General features: G+C 63.8%; 24 protein-coding genes. 21 read left to right on the top strand and 3 right to left on the bottom strand.

The window, feature by feature from the left end; translation table 11 throughout:
- Positions 1-25 precede the first annotated feature (25 nt).
- From NKJ81_RS07315 to NKJ81_RS07215, 21 genes are all read left to right on the top strand, one after another.
- Complete coding sequence (locus NKJ81_RS07315; RefSeq protein WP_352502545.1) at positions 26-253, top strand: hypothetical protein; 228 nt, start codon at positions 26-28, stop codon at positions 251-253.
- On the top strand, positions 250-972 hold the full coding sequence (locus NKJ81_RS07310; RefSeq protein ID WP_352470593.1) for a Rieske 2Fe-2S domain-containing protein: 723 nt from the start codon (positions 250-252) through the stop codon (positions 970-972). Before NKJ81_RS07315 ends, NKJ81_RS07310 begins: the two co-directional genes overlap by 4 nt.
- Positions 969-1604: a glutathione S-transferase family protein gene (locus NKJ81_RS07305; RefSeq protein ID WP_352470592.1), complete on the top strand. Its 636-nt coding sequence runs from the start codon at positions 969-971 to the stop codon at positions 1602-1604. The genes NKJ81_RS07310 and NKJ81_RS07305 overlap by 4 nt, the downstream gene beginning before the upstream one ends.
- Positions 1605-1640: 36 nt before the next feature.
- Positions 1641-3443 carry an adenine deaminase gene (locus tag NKJ81_RS07300; protein WP_352470591.1) on the top strand — a complete coding sequence of 601 codons (1803 nt, stop codon included), beginning with the start codon at positions 1641-1643 and terminating at the stop codon, positions 3441-3443.
- Complete coding sequence (locus NKJ81_RS07295) at positions 3444-4364, top strand: LysR family transcriptional regulator (protein ID WP_352470590.1); 921 nt, start codon at positions 3444-3446, stop codon at positions 4362-4364.
- 90 nt (positions 4365-4454) lie between these two features.
- Positions 4455-4955 carry a thiamine pyrophosphate-binding protein gene (locus tag NKJ81_RS07290; RefSeq protein ID WP_352470589.1) on the top strand — a complete coding sequence of 167 codons (501 nt, stop codon included), beginning with the start codon at positions 4455-4457 and terminating at the stop codon, positions 4953-4955.
- Positions 4952-5560 carry a thiamine pyrophosphate-dependent enzyme gene (locus NKJ81_RS07285; protein ID WP_352470588.1) on the top strand — a complete coding sequence of 203 codons (609 nt, stop codon included), beginning with the start codon at positions 4952-4954 and terminating at the stop codon, positions 5558-5560. Before NKJ81_RS07290 ends, NKJ81_RS07285 begins: the two co-directional genes overlap by 4 nt.
- Before the next feature lie 7 nt (positions 5561-5567).
- Positions 5568-7136, top strand: coding sequence for a GMC family oxidoreductase (locus tag NKJ81_RS07280; RefSeq protein ID WP_352470587.1), 1569 nt, complete (start codon positions 5568-5570; stop codon positions 7134-7136).
- Between the two features lie 39 nt (positions 7137-7175).
- Complete coding sequence (locus NKJ81_RS07275) at positions 7176-8549, top strand: amidohydrolase family protein (protein WP_352540083.1); 1374 nt, start codon at positions 7176-7178, stop codon at positions 8547-8549.
- Positions 8550-8563: 14 nt separating this feature from the next.
- Positions 8564-9430 (top strand): aromatic ring-hydroxylating dioxygenase subunit alpha, encoded by an 867-nt coding sequence (locus NKJ81_RS07270; protein WP_352470585.1) that lies wholly within the window; start codon positions 8564-8566, stop codon positions 9428-9430.
- The gene (locus tag NKJ81_RS07265; protein WP_352470584.1) at positions 9427-12573 is read left to right on the top strand and encodes a molybdopterin cofactor-binding domain-containing protein; all 3147 of its coding nucleotides are present in this window, start codon (positions 9427-9429) and stop codon (positions 12571-12573) included. The genes NKJ81_RS07270 and NKJ81_RS07265 overlap by 4 nt, the downstream gene beginning before the upstream one ends.
- Positions 12570-13058 (top strand): (2Fe-2S)-binding protein, encoded by a 489-nt coding sequence (locus tag NKJ81_RS07260; protein WP_352470583.1) that lies wholly within the window; start codon positions 12570-12572, stop codon positions 13056-13058. The genes NKJ81_RS07265 and NKJ81_RS07260 overlap by 4 nt, the downstream gene beginning before the upstream one ends.
- Positions 13055-14560, top strand: a complete 1506-nt coding sequence (locus tag NKJ81_RS07255) for an aldehyde dehydrogenase family protein (protein ID WP_352470582.1) — start codon at positions 13055-13057, stop codon at positions 14558-14560. The genes NKJ81_RS07260 and NKJ81_RS07255 overlap by 4 nt, the downstream gene beginning before the upstream one ends.
- Before the next feature lie 207 nt (positions 14561-14767).
- Positions 14768-15940 (top strand): galactonate dehydratase, encoded by a 1173-nt coding sequence (gene dgoD / locus NKJ81_RS07250; RefSeq protein ID WP_352470581.1) that lies wholly within the window; start codon positions 14768-14770, stop codon positions 15938-15940.
- Positions 15941-15945: 5 nt separating this feature from the next.
- Positions 15946-16722, top strand: coding sequence for an SDR family oxidoreductase (locus NKJ81_RS07245; RefSeq protein WP_352470580.1), 777 nt, complete (start codon positions 15946-15948; stop codon positions 16720-16722).
- Between the two features lie 30 nt (positions 16723-16752).
- Complete coding sequence (locus NKJ81_RS07240; RefSeq protein ID WP_352470579.1) at positions 16753-17736, top strand: substrate-binding domain-containing protein; 984 nt, start codon at positions 16753-16755, stop codon at positions 17734-17736.
- Positions 17737-17830: 94 nt separating this feature from the next.
- A complete protein-coding gene (locus NKJ81_RS07235; RefSeq protein ID WP_352470578.1) occupies positions 17831-19354 on the top strand; it encodes a sugar ABC transporter ATP-binding protein in 1524 nt (507 codons plus the stop codon).
- Between the two features lie 53 nt (positions 19355-19407).
- On the top strand, positions 19408-20352 hold the full coding sequence (locus NKJ81_RS07230) for an ABC transporter permease (protein WP_352540082.1): 945 nt from the start codon (positions 19408-19410) through the stop codon (positions 20350-20352).
- A gap of 2 nt (positions 20353-20354) precedes the next feature.
- The gene (locus NKJ81_RS07225; RefSeq protein WP_352470576.1) at positions 20355-21155 is read left to right on the top strand and encodes a FadR/GntR family transcriptional regulator; all 801 of its coding nucleotides are present in this window, start codon (positions 20355-20357) and stop codon (positions 21153-21155) included.
- Positions 21156-21160: 5 nt separating this feature from the next.
- Positions 21161-22036, top strand: a complete 876-nt coding sequence (locus tag NKJ81_RS07220; RefSeq protein ID WP_352470575.1) for an aldose 1-epimerase — start codon at positions 21161-21163, stop codon at positions 22034-22036.
- Positions 22037-22239: 203 nt separating this feature from the next.
- Entirely contained in the window at positions 22240-22704 is a 465-nt protein-coding gene (locus NKJ81_RS07215; protein WP_352470574.1) for a cupin domain-containing protein, read from the top strand.
- A gap of 65 nt (positions 22705-22769) precedes the next feature.
- On the opposite strand, the gene NKJ81_RS07210 is transcribed toward NKJ81_RS07215, so the two are convergent.
- Genes NKJ81_RS07210 through NKJ81_RS07200 form a run of 3 tightly spaced genes read right to left on the bottom strand, consistent with a single transcriptional unit; the run spans position 22770 to position 26498 of the window.
- Positions 22770-23273, bottom strand: coding sequence for a sarcosine oxidase subunit gamma (locus NKJ81_RS07210; protein ID WP_352470573.1), 504 nt, complete (start codon positions 23271-23273; stop codon positions 22770-22772).
- Positions 23266-26220, bottom strand: coding sequence for a sarcosine oxidase subunit alpha family protein (locus NKJ81_RS07205; protein ID WP_352540081.1), 2955 nt, complete (start codon positions 26218-26220; stop codon positions 23266-23268). The genes NKJ81_RS07210 and NKJ81_RS07205 overlap by 8 nt, the downstream gene beginning before the upstream one ends.
- Positions 26217-26498, bottom strand: coding sequence for a sarcosine oxidase subunit delta (locus tag NKJ81_RS07200; protein ID WP_352470571.1), 282 nt, complete (start codon positions 26496-26498; stop codon positions 26217-26219). Before NKJ81_RS07200 ends, NKJ81_RS07205 begins: the two co-directional genes overlap by 4 nt.
- Positions 26499-26501: the final 3 nt, after the last annotated feature.

Below are 26501 nucleotides of genomic sequence, written 5' to 3'. Positions count from 1 at the left end.
GCGCCTGCGCTTCATCGGCCGACTGGTGTCGTCGAGCTTTGGCGAGTTCGCCGACAGGCGTGCCGCTCGGCTCAATCTCGATCTGCTGGTGCACGAAGCCGCGGACGATTTTTTTGTCGTCCAGGTTTCGGGCCAGCCCGATCTCATCGATGCCTTCGAGATGGCATGTAGCTTGGGGCCAATCGACTGTCTGGTGATGGACTGCGAACGGGCCGAAATTTGGGAATATTCCAGAGGGAAAGACGCAGAATGACGATACAGGCTGGATGGCACCCAGTGGCGCTGTCGGGATCGATCGAGCCGGGCAGTTCGGCCGGAATCCGCCTTGGCGGAAACGAGCTGGTGGTCTGGCGCGACAACAGTGGCGCAGCGCATGTGTGGGAGGATCGCTGCCCGCATCGCGGTATGAAGCTGAGCTTCGGTTTTGTCCGCGGCGATCATATTGCCTGTCTTTATCACGGCTGGCAGTACGATGCGGCCGGCCAGTGCCGATACATTCCGGCCCACCCCGATCTCAGGGTGCCGGCGTCCATTACCGTGTCTGCCCACAGATCGGCCGAGGCGGCTGGGATAGTCTGGACGGCACTGGATCCGGCAGCAGCATTGCCCGAATTGCCTGCCTTGGCAGAGGAGGTGGTGCCGGTCCGCAGCCTGCATCTCGACAGTCCCGCCGCAATGGTGATCGATGTCGTGAGGGCCATGCCGCCCAGGCCCTTCTCCCGCGGATCCGGGCTCGCTGAGCTGAAGGCGCTGAGCGGGATGCTGTTCAGCCTGACGGTCGGCGAAGACACGCTGCTTCTTGGCCTGCAGGAACTGACCGACAAACGATCGGCCCTACACATCGTGATTGACGGACCGGCAGCCAAGTATGCCGGCAAGGGGCAGAAGCATTTCTTCGCTTGGACGAGCGAGCTGCGTCATCATCTCGAGACCGGGCGTACCGGCGCGACCTCGACGACGCGGGCTGCATGATGGCGAGGATCACGCTCTACAACTACGAGCTGGACGAAAACTGCTACAAGGTGCGGCTGGCGCTTTCCATGCTCGGCCTGGAATGGCAGACCGTTGCAGTCGATGCATTTCCGGGGGCGGAGCAGAAGACGCCGCCATTCCTGGCCATGAACCCGGCGGGCAGCCTGCCCATTCTCCGCGACGACGAGGTGACGATGTTCGGCGCCGAGTCCATCATCGTCCATCTGGCGCGCAGCCACGATTCAACGGGTGCATGGCTGCCGGCGGATGGTTCGGATTTCGCCAAGGTGATGCAGTGGCTTTTCTTCGCGGCCGGCGATCTCGGCGTTGCCAGCGCCGCGCGCCGCCATGCCATGTTCGGCGCCGGCGGCGACGAGGCTGCGCTGCGGGCCGGTGCCGCGCACGCACTCCGCGCCATGGACGACCATATGACCGCGCGGGGTTTCGAGAAGAAAGAATGGTTCGCTGCGGACCGCCCGACCATCGCCGACATCGCGCTTTTTCCGGCGTTTGCGCTGAGCCGCGATTTCGGCGTCGACCATGACGAGTATCCGGCGCTGCGCCGCTGGGTGCGTCGCTTCCGCGCGCTTCCGGGCTTCACGACCATGCCGGGCATCCCCGATTACCATTGACGCCCAACATTCGACGAGAACGAGGCAAGCAACAGAATGACCTCTCTCACGCGCTTTTCCGTCCAGCCGCTCTCGTCCATGACCCGGCGGCTGGCCGGCGTCGCTTCCGGGCGAGCCGATCCCGATCTGGTCATTGCCGGCGCACGCGTGTTGTCGACCTATTCGGAGCGCGTGCTTCCAGGCCGCGAGATCTGGTTGTCGGGAGGGCGGATCGCCGCTGTGAAGCCGGCCGGCACTTATAAGGGTGGCAGCGCCAGGATATATGACGCCAGGGGCGGCATCGTCGCCCCCGGCCTGGTCGATCCGCACATCCACATCGAATCCTCGATGGTGACGGCCTGCGCCTATGCCGAGGCGGCGCTGCTCAACGGCACCACGACCCTCTTCTGCGACAGCCACGAGATCGGCAACGTCATGGACGTTGCTGGCATCGAGGCGATGCTGGAGGACGCGCGCCTGGCGCCGTTGTCCATTTTCCTGACGGTTCCGAGCACCGTCCCGGCAACTTCGCCGTTGCTGGAAACGGCCGGTGGCGACCTGACAGCCGAGAAGATCGGCGCATTGTTCGACAAATGGCCGGAAGCCGTGGCGCTAGGCGAGAAGATGGATTTCGTGCCAGTGGCTATGGGCGATGAACGCAGCCATGCCATCCTCGCTGCGGCGCTGAGACGCGGCCGCCCGGTGTCGGGACACGTCTATGGACGCGAATTCGTGTCGGCCTATGCGGCCTCCGGCGTCACCGATACCCATGAGGCGATCGACCGCGAGATCGCCGACGACATGCTCGAGGCCGGCATCTGGCTGTTCCTGCGTGGCGGCCCGCCGACGACACCGTGGCACAGCCTGCCCGCAGCGATCAAGACGATTACGGAACTCGGAGCCTCGCATAAGCGCATCGCGGTCTGCACCGACGACCGCGATGCTGACGACCTGATGCTCTTCGGCCTGGACTGGGTGACGCGCGAGGCGATGAAGGCCGGCATGACGCCGGAGCAGGCCTGGTCGATGGGCTCGCTGCATGGCGCGACGCGCTTTGCAATGGAAGGCGAAATCGGAGGCCTCGGTGGTGGCCGCCGTGCCGACCTGGTGCTGCTCGACGACGGCTTCGATCCCGTTAGCACGTGGTATGGCGGCGAACTCGTCGTCGATGACGGCAAGATCATGCCGCTGCTCGACCAGGCCCTCTCGACCCGCTACCGCTATCCGGACACGGCCTACCACACAGTGAAGCTGCCGAAGCAGATCAAGCTGACGCCGGAGCTGCCAACCGGCAAGGTGGTGGCGCATACCATCCGCACCGAACTGCCGGGGATCACGCTCGGCCACCAGAAGATCACGCTCGATCCGTCCAACGATTGGCAGAACCATTTCGACCGCCACGGCCTGTGCTTCGTCACTGTGGTCGAGCGCCATGGCAAGTCGGACGGCAACGTCGCCTACGGGCTGCTCAGCAATTTCACGCTGCGACGCGGCGCCGTCGCATCGTCTGTCGGTCACGACAGCCACAACATCATCATCGCCGGCCTCAACGAGGCCGACATGCAGGTGGCGCTGCGGGCGATCGAGGAAACGCAAGGCGGCGTCTGTGTCGTCGTCGACGGCAAAGTGACTGCCATGGTTGAACTGCCGATCGCCGGCCTTTTGTCCGACAAGCGCGTCACTGAGGTCGCGGAGGAGGTGAAGATCCTCAAACGGGAATGGGAGGCGGCCGGCTGCTGCATTCCCTATATGGGCTTCAACCTCATCCCGCTCTCGGTCATCCCCGAAATCCGTATCACCGACAAAGGTCTCGTGCTGGTGCCGGAAATGGAGATCGTCCCCGCCTTTGAGGCCGCCTGAGTGGATCCCTTCCGACTTGGGCTGGTCTCACCGCGCATCCATTATTTCCAAATGGTCGCGCGGCTGGGCTCGGTTCGCCAGACCGCGCAGGCGCTCAACGTGGCGCCATCCTCCATCAGCCGCGTCATCAAGGGCCTGGAGGACGAACTGGGCACGCCGCTCTTCGAGCGTGTGCGCCAGCGACTGAAACTGACCAGCGCAGGCGAGCTTCTGCTCTACCACGCGCGTCAGAGCATCACCGAGTTGGCGCGCGCCTCGTCCGAGATCAATGATCTCAGTGGCCTCAACCGCGGCTCGTTGTCCGTGGCGATCGTGGAGAGCGCGGCGCGCGGGCTCGTGCCGAACGCGCTGAAGGAATTCTGGAAGCGCCACCCGCAGATATCGGTCGACGTGCATGTCGCCGGGTCGCAGCGCGCCTGCGATGCGGTTGCCGACGGCGAATGCGATCTGGCGCTTGCTTTCGACGTGCGCGTGCCGCGCAACGTGCGCAAGATCGCGAGCACGCCTCTGCCGCTGGGCGTCGTCGCTCATCCGGGCAGCCGCCTTGCCGGCCGCAAGGAAGTGAAGCTGTTCGATCTTGCCGGCGAACAGGTCATCGTCTCGGACAACAGCCTTGCTTTGGGCATTTCGATCGACGATGCGATCGGGCGCTCCATGATCGACATCACGCGACGGTCACGGACCAACTCGATCGGACTGATGACCGAGATGGTGCGCCTCAACCTCGGCGTGGTGCTTCGCACCAAGCTCGGCATCGAGCCGGAAGTGGCTGACGGATCGCTCGTTTTCGTGCCGTTGCGCGATTCTCGCATGAACCCGCACCGGCTGATGCTGCTCGCCCGGCTTGAACGCGAAATGTCGGATGCGGCCTCCGCATTCGCGGCGCTGCTGGCCCGCATGGTCGAGGCGTTGCATGATTAGTTGTTGCATTTTGCGCATCGATAAAGAGAGTAATTTGTCCCTATCTCGAACAACTGAGCTTTGCGAGACTTCCCGGCCGAAGGGGATGTCATGAAGCAGAGTGCGGTCGACGCGGTCATTCGGGGGCTTAAGCGGGCGGGAGTGAGCATCGTCTGCTATCTGCCCGATTCGTTGTTCAAGGAGCTCTACCCGGCCCTTGATGCCGATCCGGATATCCGCACGATCCGCGTCACCAACGAGGGTGAGGGCGCGGCGATATGTGGCGGGGTCTTCCTGTCGGGCAAGCGCGCGGCGCTGGTCATGGAAAATTCCGGCTTGCGCGCCTCGGTCGAGCCGCTGGCCCGCATGGGCCTTGGAGCCGGCATCCCGGTCATGATGCTGATGAGCTATCGCGGCGAGCTCGGCGAGAACAACTGGTGGGCAGTCCCGCATGGCATCACCATGGAGCCGGTGCTGAACGCGCTGCGCGTGCCGTACCGGATCGTCACCGAGGAGGCGAAGATCGAGCGCGCCATCCTTGACGCCTATTCCTGGTCCTATGCGTCCTATTACCATTCGGCTGTGGCGCTCGGCGGCGAGGTGGTGCGGTGAGACGCTTCGACTGCATGAAGGCACTCGCCGCGCGGCTGAAGGATGAGCTGGTGGTCCTTTCGCTCGGCGGCAGCGTCGACGAGTGGTACAACGCCGCGCCGCATATGCGCGAGGCGAGCCTGTTCCAGCAGCAACTCGGCTGCGTCACGCCGCAGGCCTTCGGGCTCGCCGCCGGCCTGCCGCACCGCCGCGTCATTTCGCTCGATACGGATGGCGGCCTGCTCTTCAACCTGGGCATCCTGGCCACGCTCGGAAACGAGCAGCCGAAGAACCTCTTCGTCGTGGTCTGGGACAATGAGTGCTACCAGTCGATCGGCGGCCCGCCGACCCATACGGCGCTGGGCCGCGTCGACCTTGCCGCGATCGCGCGCGGCGCCGGCCTCGAGAACGCCCATACGGCGCGCACGGTGGAGGAGTTCGACGCACATTGTGCAAGGGGGCTCGCTGTGGATGCGCCCTATATCGTGGTCGCCAAGGTCTCGGGAACGGTCCAGCCGGACATCAAGCGCAAACACAGCGACGGCCGCGAGGACAAGTATATCTTCGTCCGCCATGTCGAGGCGAGCGAAGGCATCGTCATCATGGGCCCGAGCGAGCACAACTGACGAGATCATGGGCACCCTCGGACCTGTCGTCCCCCGACGCGCACTGAAACGCAGCTACGATTACGTGGTGGTCGGCTCGGGTTCCGGTGGCTGTGCGGTGACGCGGCGACTGGTCGATGCCGGCGCCGACGTCCTCCTGATCGAGGCCGGCCCGACGGGTCTTGGGTTCGAAGAGATCGAGGACCCCGGCAAGTGGGTGCCGCTTGGCCGCAGCACCTATGACTGGGGCTATGATTATGCTCCGACACTGAGGGTGAATGGGCGTACCATCGGCATCCCGCGCGGGCGCCTGCTTGGCGGCTCAAGCGCCATCAACGCGATGATGTGGTATCGCGGCCATCCGCAAGATTACGATGCCTGGGAGGCTGGCGGCGCCAAGGGCTGGAGCTTCGCCGACGTGCTGCCCTATTTCCGGCGCTGCGAGGACTGGCGCGACGGTGCAAGCGAGTTTCGCGGGGCGGGCGGTCCGCTCCACATCGAGCGGCCGGCGGCACTGCACCCGGTCGCGCATGCGCTGATCGATGGCGCGGCCGAGATCGGCATCCCCGTAATCGACGATCCGAACGGCCCCAGCAACGAGGGGGCGGCGGCCGCGAATTTCAACATCTGCGACGGCAAGCGCTGGAGTTCGGCGACGGGCTATCTCGTGCCGATCCTGGATCACCCGATGCTGACGGTGCTGACCGGATCCGCGGCCATCGGCCTGACGGTCGAAGGCAGCCGATGCGTCGCGGTCAAGCACCTCGTCGGCGGCGAAATCTGCGAAACGCGCGCGCAAGAGAGCATCGTGCTCGCGGCCGGGGCCATCGACACGCCACGCCTGCTGATGCTGTCGGGCATCGGCGATCCGATCGAACTGCAGCGCCTTGGCATTGCGCTCGTTCGCGCCCTGCCGGGTGTCGGCAGGAATCTTCAGGACCATCCGCTGGCGCAGGCCTGCGTCTTCCGCGCGAAACGACCGATCGGACCGATAGTGGGCAATGGCGGTGGCTCGATGGTCAACTGGAAGTCGCGGCCGGACCTGCCGCAGCCCGACCTGCATGCCTTCCCCGTCCAGGGCAACAGCGCCGAACCGGCGATCCGCGCGCGCTACGATCTATCCGGCGATGTCTTTTCCTTCGGTGCGGGCCTGATGCGCTCGAAGAGCGTCGGGCACTTGAAGTTGCTCGACGGCAAGCCCGGCGGGCCGCTCGAAATCCAACCGAACTTTCTGGCGGAACCGGAAGACCTCGACGCCATGGTCACTGCGATCGAGATGGTGATGGAGATGGCGGCTGCAAGGGCGAACGCCGGTGTCTTCCGCAACTTTGCCGCACCTGACCGCCGACTGACCCGCACCGAGACAATCGCCTTCATCCGCGAGGCGTGCACGACGTTCTTCCACACCTGCGGAACAGCCAAGATGGGCGAGGACGCGATGGCCGTCGTCGACAGCCGTCTCGCCGTGCACGGGCTGGACGGTCTGCACGTTGCCGATGCCTCGGTGATCCCAACGATCCCGACCTGCAATACCCACGCGCCCGCCACGATGATCGGCGAGCGCGCCGCCGATTTCCTGCTCGCGGCGGCAGCTTGAGGATGTCATGACCGACGGACCGCACACGGAGTACCCGCGATGACCCAAAGCCTCATCCTTGCTGCCGACACGCTGCTCACCATGGATGAAGATAACCACGCGTTGCCTGATGGCGCCGTGCTGGTCGAGGATGGTCGTATCGCCGCGGTCAGCGCACTCGCAGCATTGCGCGCTGCGTATCCGGCCGTGGCCGTGAAGAAACTCGACAATGCGGTGCTTTTGCCTGGGCTGGTCAATGCGCATGCGCATTCCGGTTTTTTGCGCGGCACGGCGGAGCACCTGCCGGTTTGGGACTGGCTGACGCTCCATATCAATCCGATGCATCGCGTGCTGCAGCCGCACGAGGCCGAGGCGGCATCGTGGCTCTGCTACGCGGAATCCGTGCTCGGCGGCACGACCACCGTCGTCGACATGTGGCGGTTCATGGAAGGCAGCGCCAGGGCGGCCGAGGCGATCGGCAACCGCCTGGTCGCCGTGCCTTACGTCGGCGAGCATCCCGACTACAACTACTTCGACACGCTCGACATGAACGAGGCGATGATCGAGGGCTGGCATCGCAAGGCGGGCGGCCGTATCAATGTGTGGGTCGGGCTGGAGCATCTGTTTTATGCCGACGAAACCGGCCAACGCCGGGCGATCGAACTCGCAAGGAAACACGACACCGGCTTCCACACGCATTGCAGCGAGGCCGAGATCGAGATCGCGGAATTTAAGCGGCGCTACGGCAAACGCCCGATGTTCGCGCTGGACGACCTTGGCTTCTTCGAAACGCCGCGCGCCATGATCGCCCACGCCGTCTGGCTCGATCGGGAAGAGATCGAGCTTATTTCCAAGCGCCGCGTTTCGGTGGCCCACAATCCTGTTTCCAACATGAAGCTGGCAAGCGGCATCGCGTTGGTGGCCGAGATGCTGAAGGCCGGCGTGCCTGTCGGGATCGGCACCGACGGCGAGAAGGAGAACAACAATTTCGATATGTTCGAAGAGATGAAGGTGACTTCGCTGCTGGGCAAGCTGAAGGACTTCGACGCCGCCGCCATGGATAGCTGGCAGGTGCTGCGCATGGCCACCATTCTCGGCGCCAGGGCGATCGGTCTCGACCACGAGATCGGCTCGATTGAAGTCGGCAAGCGCGCCGACATCATCGCGGTCCGCACCGATACACCGCGCATGACGCCGGTCTTCCGCGACGGACCTTATTTCAACTTCCATCACAATCTTGTCCACGCCGTGCGCGGCAGCGACGTGTCTTTGACGATGGTCGATGGCGAGATCCTGGCCGAGGACGGCGCGCTGCGCACCGGCGACCTGCGCGAGATCATCGCCGAAATCCATCGCGTCGCGCCTGGCCTGTTCGCCCGGCGCGCCGCTTTCCTTGCCCAGAATTCCGGCGGCAGCCTGCAATGGACTCAATAAGGCGAGCCCCGGTCATGAAGACGACGGACAGGGCGGCACTGGACGATTGGTACGCGGTGGAGACGGTCGCCGACCTGGATGGCGCGCCGAGCCATACGCGGCTGCTCGGCCAGGACATCGAACTGGTCCGTGACATCACGGGCGAAATCACGGTTCGGGAGGTCCTGGACGACGGCAACCGCGGCCCCGCGCTGCCCGTCCGGCAGCGCTACGGCTGCGTCTGGACGACGCTGGGCCTGCCCGGGAAGGAAATCTTCGAGATCGCCGAGGCATCGGAACCCGACCGCCGCTACGTGCCCTGCGGCTGGGTGACGATGCGGGCGTCGGGTTTGCGTGTCGTAGAGAACTTCCTCGACATGGCGCATTTCCCCTTCGTGCATACCGACATTCTCGGCTCGGAGCCGCACACGGAAGTACCGGCCTATCTGAGCGAGATACGTCGCGAAGTAGACGAGGTCTGGGCGACCAACTGCACGTTTTTCCAGCCGCGCATTGCCGCCACGGAAAGCTCCGGCGCGTTCGTGCATCTGACCTATCGCGTGCCGAGCCCATTCGTGGTGATGCTCTATCGCGTGTGCCCCGTGGCGCCGGACCGGCTCGACGCAATCGCGCTGTTCATCCAGCCCATCGAGGAAGACCGCTGCCGCGCCCAGCCGGTCATGTATCTCGTCGACTCGGCTTCGACGCAGACGGCGTTGCTCAACTTCGAACAGGTCATCTTCCTGCAAGACCGGATCATCGTGGAGAACCAGCGGCCGCTGCGCCTTCCACTCGAGCCGCGGATGGAAATCCCGACCCGCGCCGACGGGTCCTCCATCGCCTACCGCCGCTGGCTGAAGGAAAAAGGCATCCGTTTCGGCACGACCGCGAGAGCCACATGACCGAATCGGGTCTCCAGGTGCTTCGCCCGACCTCCGTTGCCGAGGCGCTGTCATTGGCAGGCGAGGGCGCGTCGCAACTGGTCGCCGGGGGCACGGCGCTGCAGCTCGGCTGGGCGAAGGGCCTGCCAAAGCCGCGGCGCCTCATCGACATCGGCCGTATCGCCTGCCTGAAGGGCATCCAACTGGCCGGCGACGGGTTTCGGATCGGCGCACTGACGACCCTGGGTGCCTTGGAGCGTGACCGGGCGATAGGCGAGACTTTGCCTCTGCTCGCAGCCGCAGTCCGCGCCACGGCGGGACCCGCCGTCCGCAATCTCGCAACGCTGGGCGGCAACGTCGCGGGGGGCACGGGTTGCCTTCTGCCGGCCCTGCTCGCGATCGATGCGAAGCTGGAGATCGTCTCACCGGCTGGGCGCGCCGTCGTGCCGCTCGCGCAATGGTTGGCCGACGCACCGTCAGCGGGCCTCATTGAGACGGTCATCGTTCCACCGCAGCCTGCCGCTCGCTGGACCCATCGCAAAGTCGGCCTGCGCGCCGCCTTCACCCCAAGCGTGGCCGGTGTCGCCGGGTTGATCGAAACGGCGGACGATCGTGTCACGATCGCGCGGCTCGCGGCCAGCGGCGGCGGGGAAGCAGCCCGTCTCGGTCACGCCGAAGCGCTGCTCATCGGCCGGCGCCTCCAAGAGATCGATTGGGCCGAGCTGCACGCCGCAATTCTCGAAGAGGCGCCGGCGATCGATGATGCATGGCGGTCCGACCGCTATCGGCGCAGTGTCGTGGCGAATGCGCTGGTCTTCGGGCTCGGCGGAAAGTTGTCCCAAGGAGCACATTCGCCGCGCCGGCGGACCGTGCCGTCCGGAAATCCACCTGCCGAAATTCTCGTGTCGCGATCGGAGATCGGCGCACGCTGGCACCAGCGGCCGGACGTTGCGCCGAAAATCGCAGGCAGGCTCGAATACCTGACCGACCGTCGCGAGCCCGCCATGCTGGTCGGGCGCATTCGGCGTGCCGGCATTCCCCATGCAAGGATCGTTTCCATCGATACGAGCGCGGCCGAGGCGCTGCCAGGAGTCGCGGCGGTTGTAACGCACCGCGACATTGCCGGCAGCAATGCCTTCGGCATTGTCGTGCAGGATCAGCCGGCACTGTGCTTCGACAAGGTCCGCTATTTCGGCGACGCTGTTGCTGCCGTTGCCGCTGTTGACACACGGACGGCCGAACGCGCGCTTGCTCTCGTCAGCGTCGAATACGAGCCGCTGCCAATTGTGAGCGATCCCCAACAGGCACTCGCCGCTGGGGCCGAGCCGGTCCACGCCTCAGGCAATCTGCAGTGCAGCTTCGAGTTCACGCGTGGCGATGCCGCCGCGGCTTTTGCCAAGGCAGCTCATATCGTCGAGGCTGTCTACGAAACGCCGAGCCAGATGCACGGCTTTATGGAGACGGAGGGCGGCTACGCTTTCGTCGGCACGGATGGTACCCTGAACGTCTTTGCCGGTGGGCAGCATGGCCGCCGCGACCGCATGCAGCTCTCGCGCATCCTCGGTATGCCGCAAGAGCGGATACGGGTGGTCACCAGCCCGACTGGCGGCGCTTTCGGCGGCAAGGACGAGCTGACCGTGCAGCCGGCCCTGGCCCTGCTGGCGCTGAAGACCGGACGCGCCGTGCGGCTGCATCTCGACCGGGCGGAATCCGTCATCGCGGGTACCAAGCGCAATGCCATGCACATCCATATGCGCACCGCCTGCGACGCCGAGGGTCGTCTGCTCGCCCAACAGGTGGATGTGATCGCGGATGCCGGCGCCTACGCGTCGCTCGGTCCGGGCGTGCTTGAGACGGCGCTCGAACACGCCTGCGGGCCATATGTCGTTCCCAACGTCCTCAGCTCGGGCAGGCTCGCCTATACCAATAACGGCGTCTGCGGCGCGTTTCGTGGCTTCGGTGCCAACCAGATGGCCTTCGCGGTAGAGTGCCAGCTGGACCGGCTGGCCGAAGCCGCCGGCATCGACATTATCGAGATACGGCGCCGCAATTTGCGCGAGCCTGGCACGCGAGGCCATCTCGGCCAGCAGGTCGCGCCGTCCGAACGTCTGGCCGAGATGCTGCAAGCCGCCGCTGCTGACCCGATCTGGGCCAAGCCGCGTGGTCCGTCGTTCGACGGCTCTGAGACGATCGGCGTCGGGATGGCGATGAACTATCAAGGCAATGGACTAGGCACGCTGCCGCCGGACCCGGCCGGAGGCGCGTTGCGCTTGGCTCCGGATGGCATGATCGAAGCGCTCTATGGCCTGGACGAGATGGGACAAGGCCTGCTCACCTCGGTGAAGGCCGCGGTCGCCGGAGCGCTCGGCTGCGGCCGCGACGATGTCCGGCCGGTCACCGGTGATACGGCGGCGACGCCCGAATCCGGCTCCTCCACCGCCTCGCGCGGCACTCACGTGGTTTGGCGGGTCGCGGCAGTCGCCGCACCACCTTTTACGCGCGACCTGCTGGCAGCAGCGGGCCAGCTGCTTTGCCGCGAAGCCGGGACGCTGGCGCTGGCAACCGGCGGTATCGTCGAGCGACATTCCAACAGCGGCTCACTGCTCATGAGTTTCGCCGAGCTTGCCGAGGCGTTGCCTCCCGACCGGCTGCCAGCTGCTGCCGTCAGCTTCGAGTTTCCGAAATCGGACTATCTGGAAGGCAATGCACGCCTGATCTTCGCCTTCGGCGCGACACTGGCGCGCGTTGCCGTGAGCCGCATCACCGGACAGGTACGTGTGCTCGACCTCCATCAGCACACCGCGGCCGGACCGATGCTCGATCCCGCCGCCTATCTTGGCCAGATCGAAGGCGGCGGCGTCCAGGGGCTGGGCTTCACCCTCACTGAGGACGCGGCGATGCGGGATGGCCGGTATCTTGCCGGCAACCTCGACTTCTACATGCTGCCAGGCATTGCCGACACGCCGGAAAGCTTCGCGACCTTCGCATTGGAGGATCTGGACGAGGACGACCCGTTCGGCCCGCGCGGAGTTGGTGAGCTTGGCATTGGTGCCGTGTCGCCAGCCGTCGTCAACGCGATTGCGGACGCCACAGGGGCTTGGCCCGAGCGCCTCCCGGTCGATCCTGAATGGGTACTCGACGCCCTGCAGAGGAGTGCAGCGTGAGTGGCGAGATCGCGATTACCTTTAACCTCAACGGCTGCCGCCAGGCGCTGGCCGTGCCCGCCGAGTTGCGCCTGATCGACCTGCTGCGCGATCATTTCGGCATGACTGCCGCCAAGATGGCTTGCGGCATCGGCCGCTGCGGCGCTTGTTCCGTGCTGATGGACGATCGCGCGGTCAATGGCTGTCTGCTCATGTCGTGGCAACTCGACGGGGCCACCATCATCACGCCGGAGGGTTTCGACGACCTTCCCGAAGCCATTGTCCTGCGCCAGGCTCTGGCGGCCGAAAACGCCTTCCAGTGCGGCTACTGCGCACCCGGCATTACTGTTGCGCTGACCGCTCTGCTGCTGGAGAATCCGGCTCCAGACGAGTCTCAGATCCGCACTGCGCTCGAAGGCAATATCTGCCGCTGTACCGGCTATCATTCCATCATCCGCGGTGCCCTCGCGGCGGTCGAGGCGTTCGCTTGCGGAGCACGGACATGACGGTCATCATTCGAAACGGTGCAGCCAGGCACGCAGGCGTCGAGGCGTTCCTGGCCAAACCCAGAATGCGGCACCTGATCGGCGGCGGCTGGTGCGACGCCAGCGATGGCGCAACCTTGCCCGCGACCGATCCTGCGAATGGCGACACGCTCGCGCTGCTGGCGCAAGGCACAGCCGATGACGCCGGGCGCGCCGTTGCTGCGGCGCGTGCTGCTTTCGAAGGCGAGAGCTGGCGCGACATGACACCGTCGGCACGCGGCAAGCTGCTATGGCGCATCGCCGACCTGATTGAACGCCATGCCGATGAGCTTGCAGAACTCGAGACGCTTGACCAAGGAAAGTCGCTGAAGACCTCGCGCTTCGCCGAGATTCCCGCCTCGGCCGAGCAGTTCCGCTATTTTGCCGGTTTTGCCACGAAAATCCTCGGCACGACCATCCCCACCTCCATCAGCTACCAACCGGTGGGCAGCAAGATTTTCGCCTACACGGTGCGAGAGCCGATCGGTGTCGTGGCTGCCATAACGCCCTGGAATTCGCCGCTGCTTATGGCCTCGATGAAGCTCGCCCCGGCGCTTGCCGCCGGCTGTACGATCGTGCTCAAGCCAGCTGAGGAAACGTCGCTCACCGCCCTCAGGCTGGGCGAACTGATGATCGAAGCCGGCTTGCCGGACGGCGTCGTCAATATCGTGACCGGTCTCGGTGAAACCGTGGGCGCAGCATTGGCTGCACATCCCGATGTCGATAAGGTCGCCTTCACCGGCTCGACGGAAGTCGGAAAGATGATCGTCTCCGCAGCGCGCGGCAATCTGAAGAAGCTGACGCTCGAGCTGGGCGGCAAGTCGCCGGCCATCATCATGCCCGATGCGGACATGGGGCTCGCAATCCCCGGAGTGGCTCGGGGGATCTTCGCCAATGCCGGCCAGGTCTGCGTCGCCGGCTCGCGTGTCTATGCGCATCGCTCGATCTACGACCGTCTGGCGGAGGGGCTGGCGGAAGAAGCGCGAAAGCTGCGTCTCGGACACGGGCTTGACCCGGATACCGACCTTGGTCCGCTGGTCAACGGGACCCAGGCTGCGCGCGTCGCCTTCTACGTCGGCGATGGTGCTTCCAGCGGCGCCGAGATCATCGCCGGCGGCCGGCGCTTCGACAACTTCTTCGAGCCGACCGTGGTTACCGGCGTGCGCCCGGACATGCGCATGATGCGCGAGGAAATCTTCGGCCCAGTCGTTGCCGTGACACCGTTCGACGATGTCGCGGAGGCGATAAGCCTTGCGAACGACTCGCCCTACGGCCTCGCCGCAAGCGTCTGGACCCGCGACCTATCCACTGCGCATCGCCTTGCCGCAAGTATCCGGTCGGGCACCGTCTGGATCAATTGCCATTCCTACTTCTCGCCGGAACTGCCGAAGGGCGGCCACAAGCAATCCGGTTGGGGCTATGAGAACGGCGCACCGGGCCTGGAGAACTATCTCGAAACGAAAACGGTCTGCGCGGTGATTTAGCCGCGCCTTTTCCGCGATGTTCGCGGATCGGAGGCTGACAGCCCTCCATCGGCGGACAAGGATTGATCGAAAATTGCTCGGATCCTCCTGAGGACCAGTCCCTTGGCGGCGCTGGTCCACATCGACGTTGCGCTTGACTCGTCCATATTATCCGTAATAAATCATACATATTGCCATCGAAAAAAGGCGGCAGGTCTGGGAGGACCGATGAAAATCACGGCCATCAAGGCGCGCGTCTGCAATGCGGAAATGCGCAACTGGGTCTTCGTCCGGGTCGAAACCGACGAGCCCGGGCTGTTTGGCTGGGGTGAGGCAACGCTGGAATGGAAGACCCGAGCCGTCGTTGGGGCGCTTCAGGACCTTGAGGCCCTGCTCATCGGGCAGGATCCGCGCAACGTGGAGCAGTGCTACCAGATACTTACGCGCCACGGATTTTGGCGTCTTGGCGTCGAGGGAATGTCTGCCGTCAGCGGCATCGAGATCGCGCTCTGGGACATCCTGGGCAAGTCATTGGGCGTCCCCGTCTGGCGCCTTCTGGGCGGACAGGTTCGCGACTATCTGCGCACCTATACGCATCTCGGCCTCGGAGACATGAAGGCGGTCTATGAGACCGGATCCGCGGACGCGATCGTGGAACGCGGACGCATCGTGACGCAGGCAGGCTACGATGCGGTCAAGGTCGTCTGCATTCCCTACACCCACTACGCATCGCCTGCGAAAGCCGTTGATTCTGTCGCCAACATGGTTGGCTCACTTCGCGAGGCCATAGGTCCGGACATCGACATCATGGTCGATTTCCATGGACGCCCTGCATCCGTTAACGCTGCGATGGACTACCTCAGAGCAATCGAGCCGGCCCGCATCATGTTCGCGGAAGAACCCGTGCCGCCCGAAGATGTTGCCGGACTGGCGCATATCACGGCGCGATCGGCCGTGCCGATCGCTTCCGGCGAGCGGCTGATCGGGCGTCGCGAATTCACGCACTCGATCGCAGCCCGTGCCTTCAACATTGCCCAGCCTGATATTTGCCACACTGGCGGTCTGCTGGAGACAAAGAAGATCGCGGCCATGGCGGAAACGGCAGGCATCGGCCTTGCGCCGCACAACCCGCTCGGTCCGATCGCTGGCGTCGCTGCTCTTCACTTCGGCATATCGACGCCAAACGTCGTCATTCAGGAGGAGATGTCCGGTGCCGTCGCCTGGTACGACGACGTCGTTACCTGGCCAATTCGGCGTAAACCAGGCCGCTGGGACCTGCCCGATCTGCCGGGCCTTGGCGTCACCGTCAATGAGGACGTCATCGCGCGTCACCCCTTCAAGCAGGAAGTGCTGCATGCCCGCAATGCCGTCATGCCGGACGGCACCGTGGTCGACTGGTGAATGCAATGGCAGGCCGGCTGCAAGGAAAGATCGCAATCATCACGGGCGCCGGCCAAGGCATAGGTGCCGCCACCGCCCGGGCTTTTGCAACACATAGGGCAAAGACCGTCATTGCCGAACTGAATGCGGCAAGCGGCAAAGCGGTCGCCGACGAATTGCGTGCCGGAGGCGCCGACGTATTGTTCGTCGAGACGGATGTCACGGACACATCCGCGGTCGCGGACATGGTCGCCGGCACGATCACGGCCTATGGCGGCGTCGACATTCTGGTCAACAATGCCGGTGCCAACGTGTTCTACGAACCATTGCTGATGCCGGATGAGGAATGGGAGCGCTGCCTCAAGCTCGACCTCCAGGCCGCGTGGTTCTGCGCCAAGGCGGTTTTGCCGACGATGCTGGCGAAGGGCTCGGGGTCCATCGTCAACATAGCGAGTTGCCACGCCTTCCAGATCATTCCCCATACGTTCCCGTATCCGGTCGCCAAGCATGCACTTTTGGGCCTGACCCGTTCGCTGGCCATCGAATATGCCGCACGCGGTATCCGGGTGAACGCGATAGCACCCGGCTATATCGAGACGCCGATCGCGGAAGCCTACTGGAACACATTCCCGAACCCCGCCGAGGAGAAGCGGCGAGCCTACGACCTCCATCCGCCCAAGCGAATTGGCCGGCCGGACGAGGTTGCAATGACGGCGGTTTTCCTCGCTTCGGACGAAGCGCCGTTCATAAATGCCGAGACGATCACCATCGATGGTGGGCGCTCGGTTCTCTACCACGACTAGCAACCACCATTGAGCTCAGGGAGGATCTTCATGAAAACCACAACAAAGGCTTTGGCGACATTTGCGGTACTGGCTGCCGGACTGATGAGTGGCGCAGCAAGCGCAGACGACATCAAGATCGGCTACATCAACAAGATGGGAGACCACCCATGGTTCGTCGCCGAAGTCGGCGGCGCCAAGAAAGCGGCTGAGGCGGCAGGGGCCGCGTTCGTGTCGCAGGACGTTCAGTTCGACGCCAATTTGACGATCACGACCTTCGATACGATGGTCGGCGATGGCGTGAAAGGCATCGCCATCGTTGTCCCCGACAAGGCACTGGGACCGGTCATCGCGGAGAAAGCAAAGGCCGCAAAAATTCCCTTGGTGGCGGTGGACGACGATATCTACTACCAGGATGGCACCCAGGTCCCCTATGTCGGCATGAATGCTTACAATATCGGTGCGCGGGTGGGCGAAGAGCTTGCCAAGCTCTACAAGGCTGAAGGCTGGGCGGGCAAAGAGGTGCGCATCGCCTCGATCGAGGACCGCAAGGCCGATACCTGCATGCAGCGCAACAAGGGCGCGGAAGAAGCGTTCCTGAAGGCGGTGCCCGATTTCAAGCCGGGCAACATCGTTCGCGTCCCCTACGACAACACGATGGTCAACGCCATCGACGTGATGACCACCACACTGACGGCCAATCCCAGCGTCACGAACTGGATATTCTATTCATGCAACGATGACGGCGTGCTGGGTGGTGCGCGAGCACTGGAGAATGCTGGCTATTCCGCAGACCAGGGCATGGGGATCGGCATCGACGGGAGCCGCGCCTGCGATGCCTTCGGATCCGGAAAGCCCTCGGCGTTCCGTGGTACGATGTGGCTCAATTCGGAAAATCATGGCGCGCTGGCGGTGAAGATTCTCTTGGCCTCCATCAAGGACGGAACCAAGCTTCCCGTTCAATCCTTCACTGACCCGGAATACATCACCGCCGACAATTTTGCGTCGGACTACAAAGCCAAGCTCTGCCACTGAACCAGATATGCGTCATGCGCCGCAGTGCGCATGACGCTCTTTGGGCCGGCAGTTCGTCGACGGGCACACGGGATCGATCCTCGGGAGTGAGCTTTTGACGCAATCGGATTTCTTCTCGCTCGACAGGATATCGAAGCGCTTCGGCGTCGTGCAGGCGCTCGACAATGTCTCGATTGCCTTTCGGCCAGGAGAGGTGCTTGCCCTGGTTGGCGAGAATGGCGCCGGCAAGTCGACAATGATGCGAATTCTCGAGGGCGTGTTCGCACCGGACACCGGCACCGTGCTGCATGGCTCCACGCCGATCGTTTTCAGCGAACCGCGCGACAGCCACAGAGCCGGAATACGCGTCATCCATCAGGAGCCGGAGATCGTTCCGAACCTGACCGTGGCCGAGAACATTTTCGTCGGCGAACTGCCGCGGCTGGCAGGCGTCCTGCTCGACTGGCACAGGCTCGAGGACCAGACCGATAAGGTGCTTGCGACCTTCGGCATGCAGCAGGATATGCTGCCGCGTCAACTCTGCAGCACACTCGGTCCGGCACAGCGCCAGATGATCGAAATCATGCGCGCCATACGTGCCGGCGGCCGGCTGATCGCATTCGATGAGCCGAGCTCGTCACTGACCGACGACGAAGCGCGCCGTCTGTTTTCAGTAATTCGCCGGCTGCGCGGCGAGGGCACTTCGATCGTCTACATCTCTCACAGGCTGAACGAGGTCATCGACCTTGCGGATCGCATTGTCGTGTTGCGGGACGGCCGGCTGGTCGATGATTCCCCCGCTGCCGGTGCCAGCGAGCAGACCATAGCCAAGCTCATGGTGGGCCGCGACATAGCCGATCTGTTTACGCGCGAGACGTGGCAATCGGGGCAACCGTTGCTGGAGGTGGCGGGCCTGACCACCGATCACGTCACCGATGTGAGCCTCAAGGTCCGCCGTGGCGAGGTGCTCGGCATTGCCGGCCTTATGGGTGCGGGTCGATCCGAACTGGCAAAGGCGATTGTCGGCTATGATAGGCGCCTCGACGGAACCATAACGATGAATGGTGTGCCCGTTGGCCCCAACAGTCCGCATGCAGCGATCGTGGCGGGCATCGGCTTTGCCCCAGAAGACCGCAAGCACGAGGCGCTGCTGTTGTTCCGAAGCATTCTTGATAACGCCTCGCTTTGCGTGCCCGACAGAACGTCGACCTTCGGCTTCTTCAACCGGCGCAAGGCACTGGAGATCGTCTCACCGCTTGCAGCAAAGATGTCGATCAAGGCGCCTAACCTCGACGAACAGGTTTCGAAATTATCGGGTGGCAACCAACAGAAGGTCGTTCTCGCGCGCTGGCTTGCGCGGCAGCCGATGCTTCTCATCCTCGACGAGCCGACCCGCGGCATCGACATCGGCGCCAAGGCGGAAATCTATCGCCTGATCGACGAACTCGCCGCCAGCGGCATCGGCATAATCCTGATTTCCTCGGAAATGCCGGAACTGATCGGGCTGGCCGACAGGGTGCTTGTTATGGCTGGAGGCCGGATCACGGCCGAACTTTCCCGCCCTGACATCGACGAGGCCACGATCCTGAGACATGCCATGCCTCAATCTGCAGCATCGCTTGGAGGACAAATTCAGTGAACAGCCTTGAGCTCAGGACAGCAACAACGCAAACCGGCAAAAGGCGCGCTTCCTTGCGCATCGCAGAGCGCATCGGCATTCACAACATAAGCCTTCTTGTTGCTCTCGCCATTCTCGTGCTCATTTTCGGCACCCTGAGAGGCGACGTGTTCTTCTCCAGCCGAAACCTGCTGAACATCGGTCTAGGCATTACCATCCTGGGCGTTCTGGCGATGAGCCAGACCGTGGTTATTGTCGCCGGAGGGCTCGATATTGCCGTCGGCGCAATTGTCGGTCTGACCACAGTATCGACGGCAATGGCCATCCAGGCCACCGGATCACCCGCCGCGGGCATTCTTGCCGGCCTGGTCCTGGGCGGTCTTGCCGGCCTCGTGAACGGCATCATCATCACCTATGGGCGGGTCAACGCTGTCATCGCGACTCTCGGTACGATGGCGATCTTCCGCGGCATCGCGTTCATCATGTCCGACGGGCAATCGATCGCGATTTTCAGCGAGACTTTCCGCTTCATCGGGATCGGACGAATCCTCGGCCTGCCTCTGCTGATCTGGATTCTCTTGCTGACCGCGATCGTGTTCCATCTCTTCCTTGCCCGCTCGATCGTTGGCCGCAACATCTATGCCCTGGGCGGCAATCCCGTTGTCGCACGCTTCTCCGGCATCGACATCAACCGCTACCGCGTCGGCATCTATATCATGAGTGGAGTGGCGGCCGGATTGGCCGGGATTCTGTTGGCTGCCCGTACCGGCTCCGGGCAGCCCGTATCCGGATCCCAAGGCCTGGAACTCGAGGCCATCACAGCGGCCGTTCTTGGTGGCTGCGCCTTGCAGGGCGGCAAGGGCACGATCGTCGGCGCACTGCTGGGCGTCGCCATCATTGGCGTCCTCAACAACGGAATGATACTGACGTCCGTGCCAACCTTCTATCAGTTGCTTGCCAAGGGCTCGCTGCTGATACTTGCTGTGGTAATTGCCGAGTACCACTTGAACAGGACATGACGATGGACGCGGCGATCGCTTCGACTGGCCAAGGCAAGCAGGACATTCCTGCCGCAGATGGCACCACGTCATCGCTCAAGGATCGCATCGCACGCGATCTCGGACAGCGCATCCTCGCCGGCTCCTACGCCCAGCACTCCGTCCTGCCGACGGAAGCCGAGCTTTGCGTTATCTACGGGGCCAGCCGCACCGCGCTTCGCGATGCTCTTCTGACGCTTTCGGCGAAAGGATTGATCGAGGCGCGCAAGCGGGCCGGGACGCGTGTGCGCGTGTCGAGCGAATGGAACAGGCTGGATGCACAGGTTCTGGAATGGATGCGCGATATCGAGCCCGATCTCGATTTCGTCCGCGGATTGATCGAGGCGCGGCTGGTCATTGAACCCGCTGCCGCCCAACTTGCGGCCAAGATGGCGACGTCAGGCGATCTCGCGGTCATCGAAGCGGCCTATGAAGCCATGCGCATTGCTCCGCAGGATGATCTCGCTGCGTGTCTCGATGCCGACGTCAGGTTTCATACGGCCATCCTGCGTGCCAGCCGCAACCCGGTGTTCGCCAATCTCGGCAATATGCTTGCGGCCGCCCTCAGCTTCTCCTTCCGCTTGACCACATCGGCCACCGCTAATTACCAGCAGACGCTGAGCGCGCATGGCGACGTGCTGGAGGCAATCAGGATGCGGAGGGCCGACGATGCACACGATCAGATGAAGGCGCTCATCGGGATCGCGTCGAACGACCTTCTTGCAGTGGCTCGCAAAGGCCGCCATCAACAGCCGATCGCCGCTGCCAAGGCCAATACCGTCTGAAGCGGATGGTCGGGACGATCAAGATCAGAAGCGGAGACCTGTCTGCTGAAATCGTCCCATCGCTTGGGGCAGGTCTTGCGAGACTGGACCATGGACGCGTGCCGCTCTTCAGGCCTTGGCCGAACGGCGGGAGCAGCAACCCGTTCGACCTTGCCTGCAACCTGCTTTTGCCATGGTCAAATCGCATCTCGGGCGGCGGGTTCACATTCGACTCCAAATTCCACGAACTGCCTGCCAATGTTGCACGCGAGCCATTTCCCATTCACGGCAATGGATTTTCGAGCGAGTGGGACGTCGACAGCGTAACGCAGGACAACGCAAAGCTGTCGCTCATCAGCAACGGGCCTGGCCCATACCGATATCGCGCCGAGGTGAGCTACGCGCTGGCCGGACAGGGGCTCGAGCTGAAACTTCGCATCGTCAATCGGGCATCGATCAGATTGCCGTTCGGGCTTGGCATCCATCCATGGTTCCCGAGAACAGCGTTGACCACGCTTCACGCCGCGGCATCACAGGTTTGCCTCGAACGGCCCAACCACCTCCCTGAACGGTTTGTGGATATCAAAACCCATCCCGATTGGAATTTCGGCGCCCCGGCCGCCTTGCCGAGCGGATGGATAAACAATGTGTTCGCTGGCTGGGATGGTGTCGCCTCCATATCTTGGCCAGAGCACAGTTGCAGCCTGCGGATTGAAGCTTCATCGCCCTTGAATTTGTACCTGGTCTATTCGCCATCGGACGAGAGCGACTTCTTCTGTTTTGAACCGGTCAGTCATGTTGTCGATGCTCATAATCGGGGTTCGATCGACAAATGGAATGGACTGTCGGTGCTTGGGCCCGGCGAGAGCCTGGCAGCACGTTGCAGCTTTGCCGTCAGTTAGGCGGACCTCTGCGGCGCCCTCGAATTGGCGGATGTCGGCCTGCATGTCCGGTGACAACGAAGCCGTCTTTTCGTCCAAACGGAGCTTGGGAAGAGGGAACTCCGGCGACCGGGAACCCGCGAGCCAGTTCGACGTTTGCCGGATGTCGCTGCGCAGCTCGTCTGCTTGACGGCCCACCAAATGTGCCTGGCAGGATTGGATCAATGACGGATGTTGAACCAAAAGAATTCGTGCTCGCGGGCATCGTCATGAAGCGACTGGTCTCCGGCGAACAGACGGGAGGCTTGTTGAGTCTGTTCGAAAACAGAAGCGACGGGCACACCAAAACGCCAATCCATGTTCATGCGAATGACGACGAGACGGTCTACGTCATCGAAGGGCACTTGACCGCAATTGTGGACGGTGTGGTCCGAACGCTCTCGCCCGGCGAGAGCATGTTTTTGAAGCGGGGCATCCCGCACCAGCTTATGAATCCCGGCAACCAGCTCGTTCGCTATATCCTGATAGACACGCCAAGTGTGTTCGAGCAGTTTCTTGCCGAAGGTGGCCATGAACGCAGCAAGGGAGAGGTGGTCGGGCCGCCGACGCCTGCCGATATCGAGCGGCTCAAAGTAGCCGCGCCGAAGTTTGGGATTACGCTCCTGCAGGACTGGCCGGCAAGAGAGTAGATGGCTTCGTGATGGCGGCTTGGATCGCCGCTAAAGCCGGCCCTTGCCCGAAGAACCGGTATTGGCTAGCCGTCGGCAATCCAATCCGAGAGGCTTCGCGAAAAACTTCGCGGCACGATGAGTTCGCACGCGGTCTCGCCGGTGCGCAGGAAGAGCACGGGCACGTGATGGAAGGATGTTTGCACGGCGCGGCCCGGAGCGGCGGTCGGCGCGTGCCAGTTGACGGCAATGCAGCCGGACAGAAGCCTTGCGATACCAGGGCCGGCCATTTTCAAACGAACACGACCTTCCCCAAGGGGCACGGAACAGCCGAGATCGGGGTCGACGACAAGGGCTGGCGCTTCTGTGCCTTCGTCGAGAGCCAGCCAAAGGCGGCGAGGTGCAACGCGGATGGTCAAAAGGCCCTTGTGGCGAACCGTCTCTCCCACCGAAGCGGGAAGTTTCGTGTTGAGCGACGCCGAGACGCTCTTTTCGAATTGTCTCAGTGTCGCGTCCCAGCCCTCGATCTGGATAAGCGGACAATCCGCCACGGACAGACTGAAATCCCGAGAAGAGGTCAAGCTAGCCATGCAGCCGTTCTCCCTGCGGATCGATGAATACCGGCGAGACAACGCGGGCGCGAACCGTTTCGGCCTTCATCGGATAGACCGCCACGACCTCGCTTCCTTCTGCCGCGACATCACCGGCAAGCAGGGCCAATCCGACATAGCGGTCGAGTTCTGGGCTAAAGGTGATCGAGGTCACCCGGCCGCGGCCATGGCCCTCGATCTTGTCGTCGGGCAGGAACAGGATCGCCCCGCCGCGGAGGCGCTTGCCGTCTTCGGCGCATTCCAGTCCGACCAGCCGCTGGCGCTCAGGCGCCTGATAGGCCTGGCGGCGGCGCAGTACATCGCCGACGAAGCCGCTGCGCTTGCCGGCCATGCGGCCGAGGCCGAGATCGTCGAGCGTCGTGCGCCCATCGATCTCCGGTCCGGCGACATGGCCCTTTTCGACCCGCAGCGCGCCGAGCGCCTCGACACCGTAAGGCTTCAGGTCGAAGGGTCTGCCGGCTTCGAGCAAGCGGCTCCAGAGCTGTTCACCGGCAGTGGCGCCGACATAGACTTCGTAAGCGCGCTCGCCGGAATAACTGAGGCGCAGGATGCGGAGCCCACGGACCTGCCACTCGCTTTCGAGTAGCCCCATATGCGGAAGCGCCGCGTCGGAAACGTCGAGACCAGGAAAAGCAACACCGAGGATTGCGCGGCTGTTGGGCCCGGCAACCGACATCGCCGCCCATTCATCGCTGACCGAGGTAACGGCCACGCGCAAATCCGGCCAGGCCGTGTCGAGCAGGAATTCGAGACGCGACAGCACATCGGCGGCCTTGGCGGTCGACGTGGTCATGAAGAACCGGTTTTCCGCTAGCCGCGTCGTGGTGCCGTCGTCGAAGACGATGCCGTCGTCGCGCAGCATGACGCCGTAGCGGGCGCGGCCTATCGCCAGTTTGGCAAAGCCGTTGGCATAGACGCGGTCGAGGAAGATTGCCGCATCCGGGCCCTGGACATCGATCTTGCCGAGCGTGGAGATGTCCATCAGCCCCGCGGCCTGACGCACGGTACGCATTTCGGCAACATAGGCCTCGTTCACGTCGCGGCCCGACTGCCGGTAGAAATAGGGCCGCATCCAGAGCCCGACCTCGAGCATCTCGGCGCCATTCGCCATGTGCCAGTCGTGCATCGGCGTGCGGCGGATCGGCTTGAAATGATGGCCGACGGCGCGTCCGGCAAGCGCGCCGATCGCCACCGGCGTATAGGGCGGGCGGAAGGTCGTGGTGCCGGTCTCGGGAATCGTTGCGCCGCGCAGCGCTGCCATGGCGGCAAGTGCGGGAAAATTGCTGGTCTTGCCCTGATCGGTGCCCATGCCGAGCGTGGTGTAGCGCTTCAGATGCTCGACCGATTCATAGCCCTCACGATGGGCGAGCTCGATATCCCCGGTCGTCACGTCCATCTGGAAATCGACGAAGGCCTTTCCGCGTCCAGCGGGCAGGGCTTCGCGAAGCACGGTCGAGGCGGTCTCATCGAGATCGAGTTTCGATGGAGCGGGCACCGGCGCCGACTTGCCGCAGGAGGCTGCCGCTTCGATGCCGGCCCGATGGCCGTGCTCGACGGCAGCGGCGGTCGCATAAGCTCCTATCATTGCGCCGGCGCCGAACTGGCTGGCTGAAAAGACGCCCGGCACGAAGCCGTCAATGTCGTCGCGATAGACAGGTTTGACACCGAGGTGGGAGGTGAGATGCACGGTTGGCGACCAGCCGCCGGAGATGCAGACCAGGTCGCAGGCGGCCGAGGATTGTCCCTCCGGTCCATTGAGCGTTACGCGCCTGACGGTATGGCGGCCGTGCAGGTCGACGATGCGCGTTGCGGCCCGCACCACCACGCCGAGCCGTGCGGCTTCCGCGGCAAGTGCTGCGGGCGGGACGGCGCGCAGATCAGCAACCGTCACCTCCGCGCCGGCTGCGGCATAGTCGAAGGCGGTGCGCCAGGCACCGTCATTGCTAGTGGCGACGACGATTTTCCTGCCCGGCAGGACGGCGAAACGGTTGAGATAGGTCCGGGCGGCCGAGGCAAGCATCACGCCGGGCCGGTCATTGTTCGAGAACACGATCGGCCGCTCGATGGCGCCGGTGGCGAAAACAATCGAGCGGGCGCGCAGCATAGTGACCGTTTGCCGGGCCTCGCCGGCCGGCTTCGGATCGGTCGGATCGCGCTGTTCGACCAGTCCAAGGACATTGCCGTCATAGCTGCCGAAAGCCGTCGTCCGCTTCATCAGCGTGATGGTTTCGAAGCCCTCCAACTCGGCCGCGGCCTGCCTCAGCCATGCGGCCGCTGCGCTGTCGGACGGTTCCGCCAGAAGCTGGCCGCCAAGCAGGAAATCCTGCTCGATCAGCGCGACCCGCGCGCCGGCCGCGGCGGCCGCCCGCGCCGCCGACAATCCCGCCGGGCCGCCGCCGACGATAGCGACATCGGCGAAGGCATGATGAACCTCGTAGCGGTCGGGATCGGGGCCGGTGGCGGCTCTGCCCAGGCCGGCCGCCTTGCGGATGAAATGTTCGTAAAACATCCAGGCGCGGCGCGTCGGGCCCATGAAGGTCTTGTAGTAGAAGCCGGCGGACAGAAACGGCGCGAAAAGGCCGTTGACGCTTTGCACGTCGAAGGCAAGCGACGGCCAGCGGTTCTGGCTCTCCACGACCATGCCGTCGGCGAGTTCCAGCGTCGCCGCCGGCAGGTTCGGCTCGCGCCTGCCGGCGCTCCCGAGCGTAACCAGCGCATTCGGCTCTTCGGGCCCGGCGGAAAAAATGCCGCGCGGGCGATGATATTTGAAGCTGCGACCGACCAGGGTGACGCCATTGGCGAGCAGCGCGGAGGCGAGCGTGTCGCCGCGATACCCAATCAGCTTGCGGCCATCGAAGGTGAAATCTACCGGCACCTCGCGACTGATGCGGCCACCCGCTGGCAGGCGTTTGCGGTTCGAACTCATGCCGGTTGTTTCCTGACAGTCGATTTCCTGGCGAAGTCGACGGATGCGATCGCGTGGTTGCGGGTGTCGCGTTCGACCACCAGCCATTGCCGGCAGCCGGTCACGTGCTGCCAGAATTCACGGTGCGGGCCGGCCGGGTTTGTCCTGATATAGACGTAGCGGTACCAGGCCTCCGGATCGGCATCGTCATGGGTTGGACGCGTGACCGAGGCATCGCCGCCATAGCGGAACTCGTCATGGTCGCGCGGGCCGCAGCAGGGGCATTCGATGCGCAGCATTTT

Origin of the sequence: Mesorhizobium sp. M0018, assembly GCF_040323955.1 — a bacterium.
In the GTDB taxonomy this organism is placed as follows: Bacteria; Pseudomonadota; Alphaproteobacteria; order Rhizobiales; family Rhizobiaceae; genus Mesorhizobium.
This window is presented reverse-complemented; position numbering and strand designations above follow the sequence as displayed.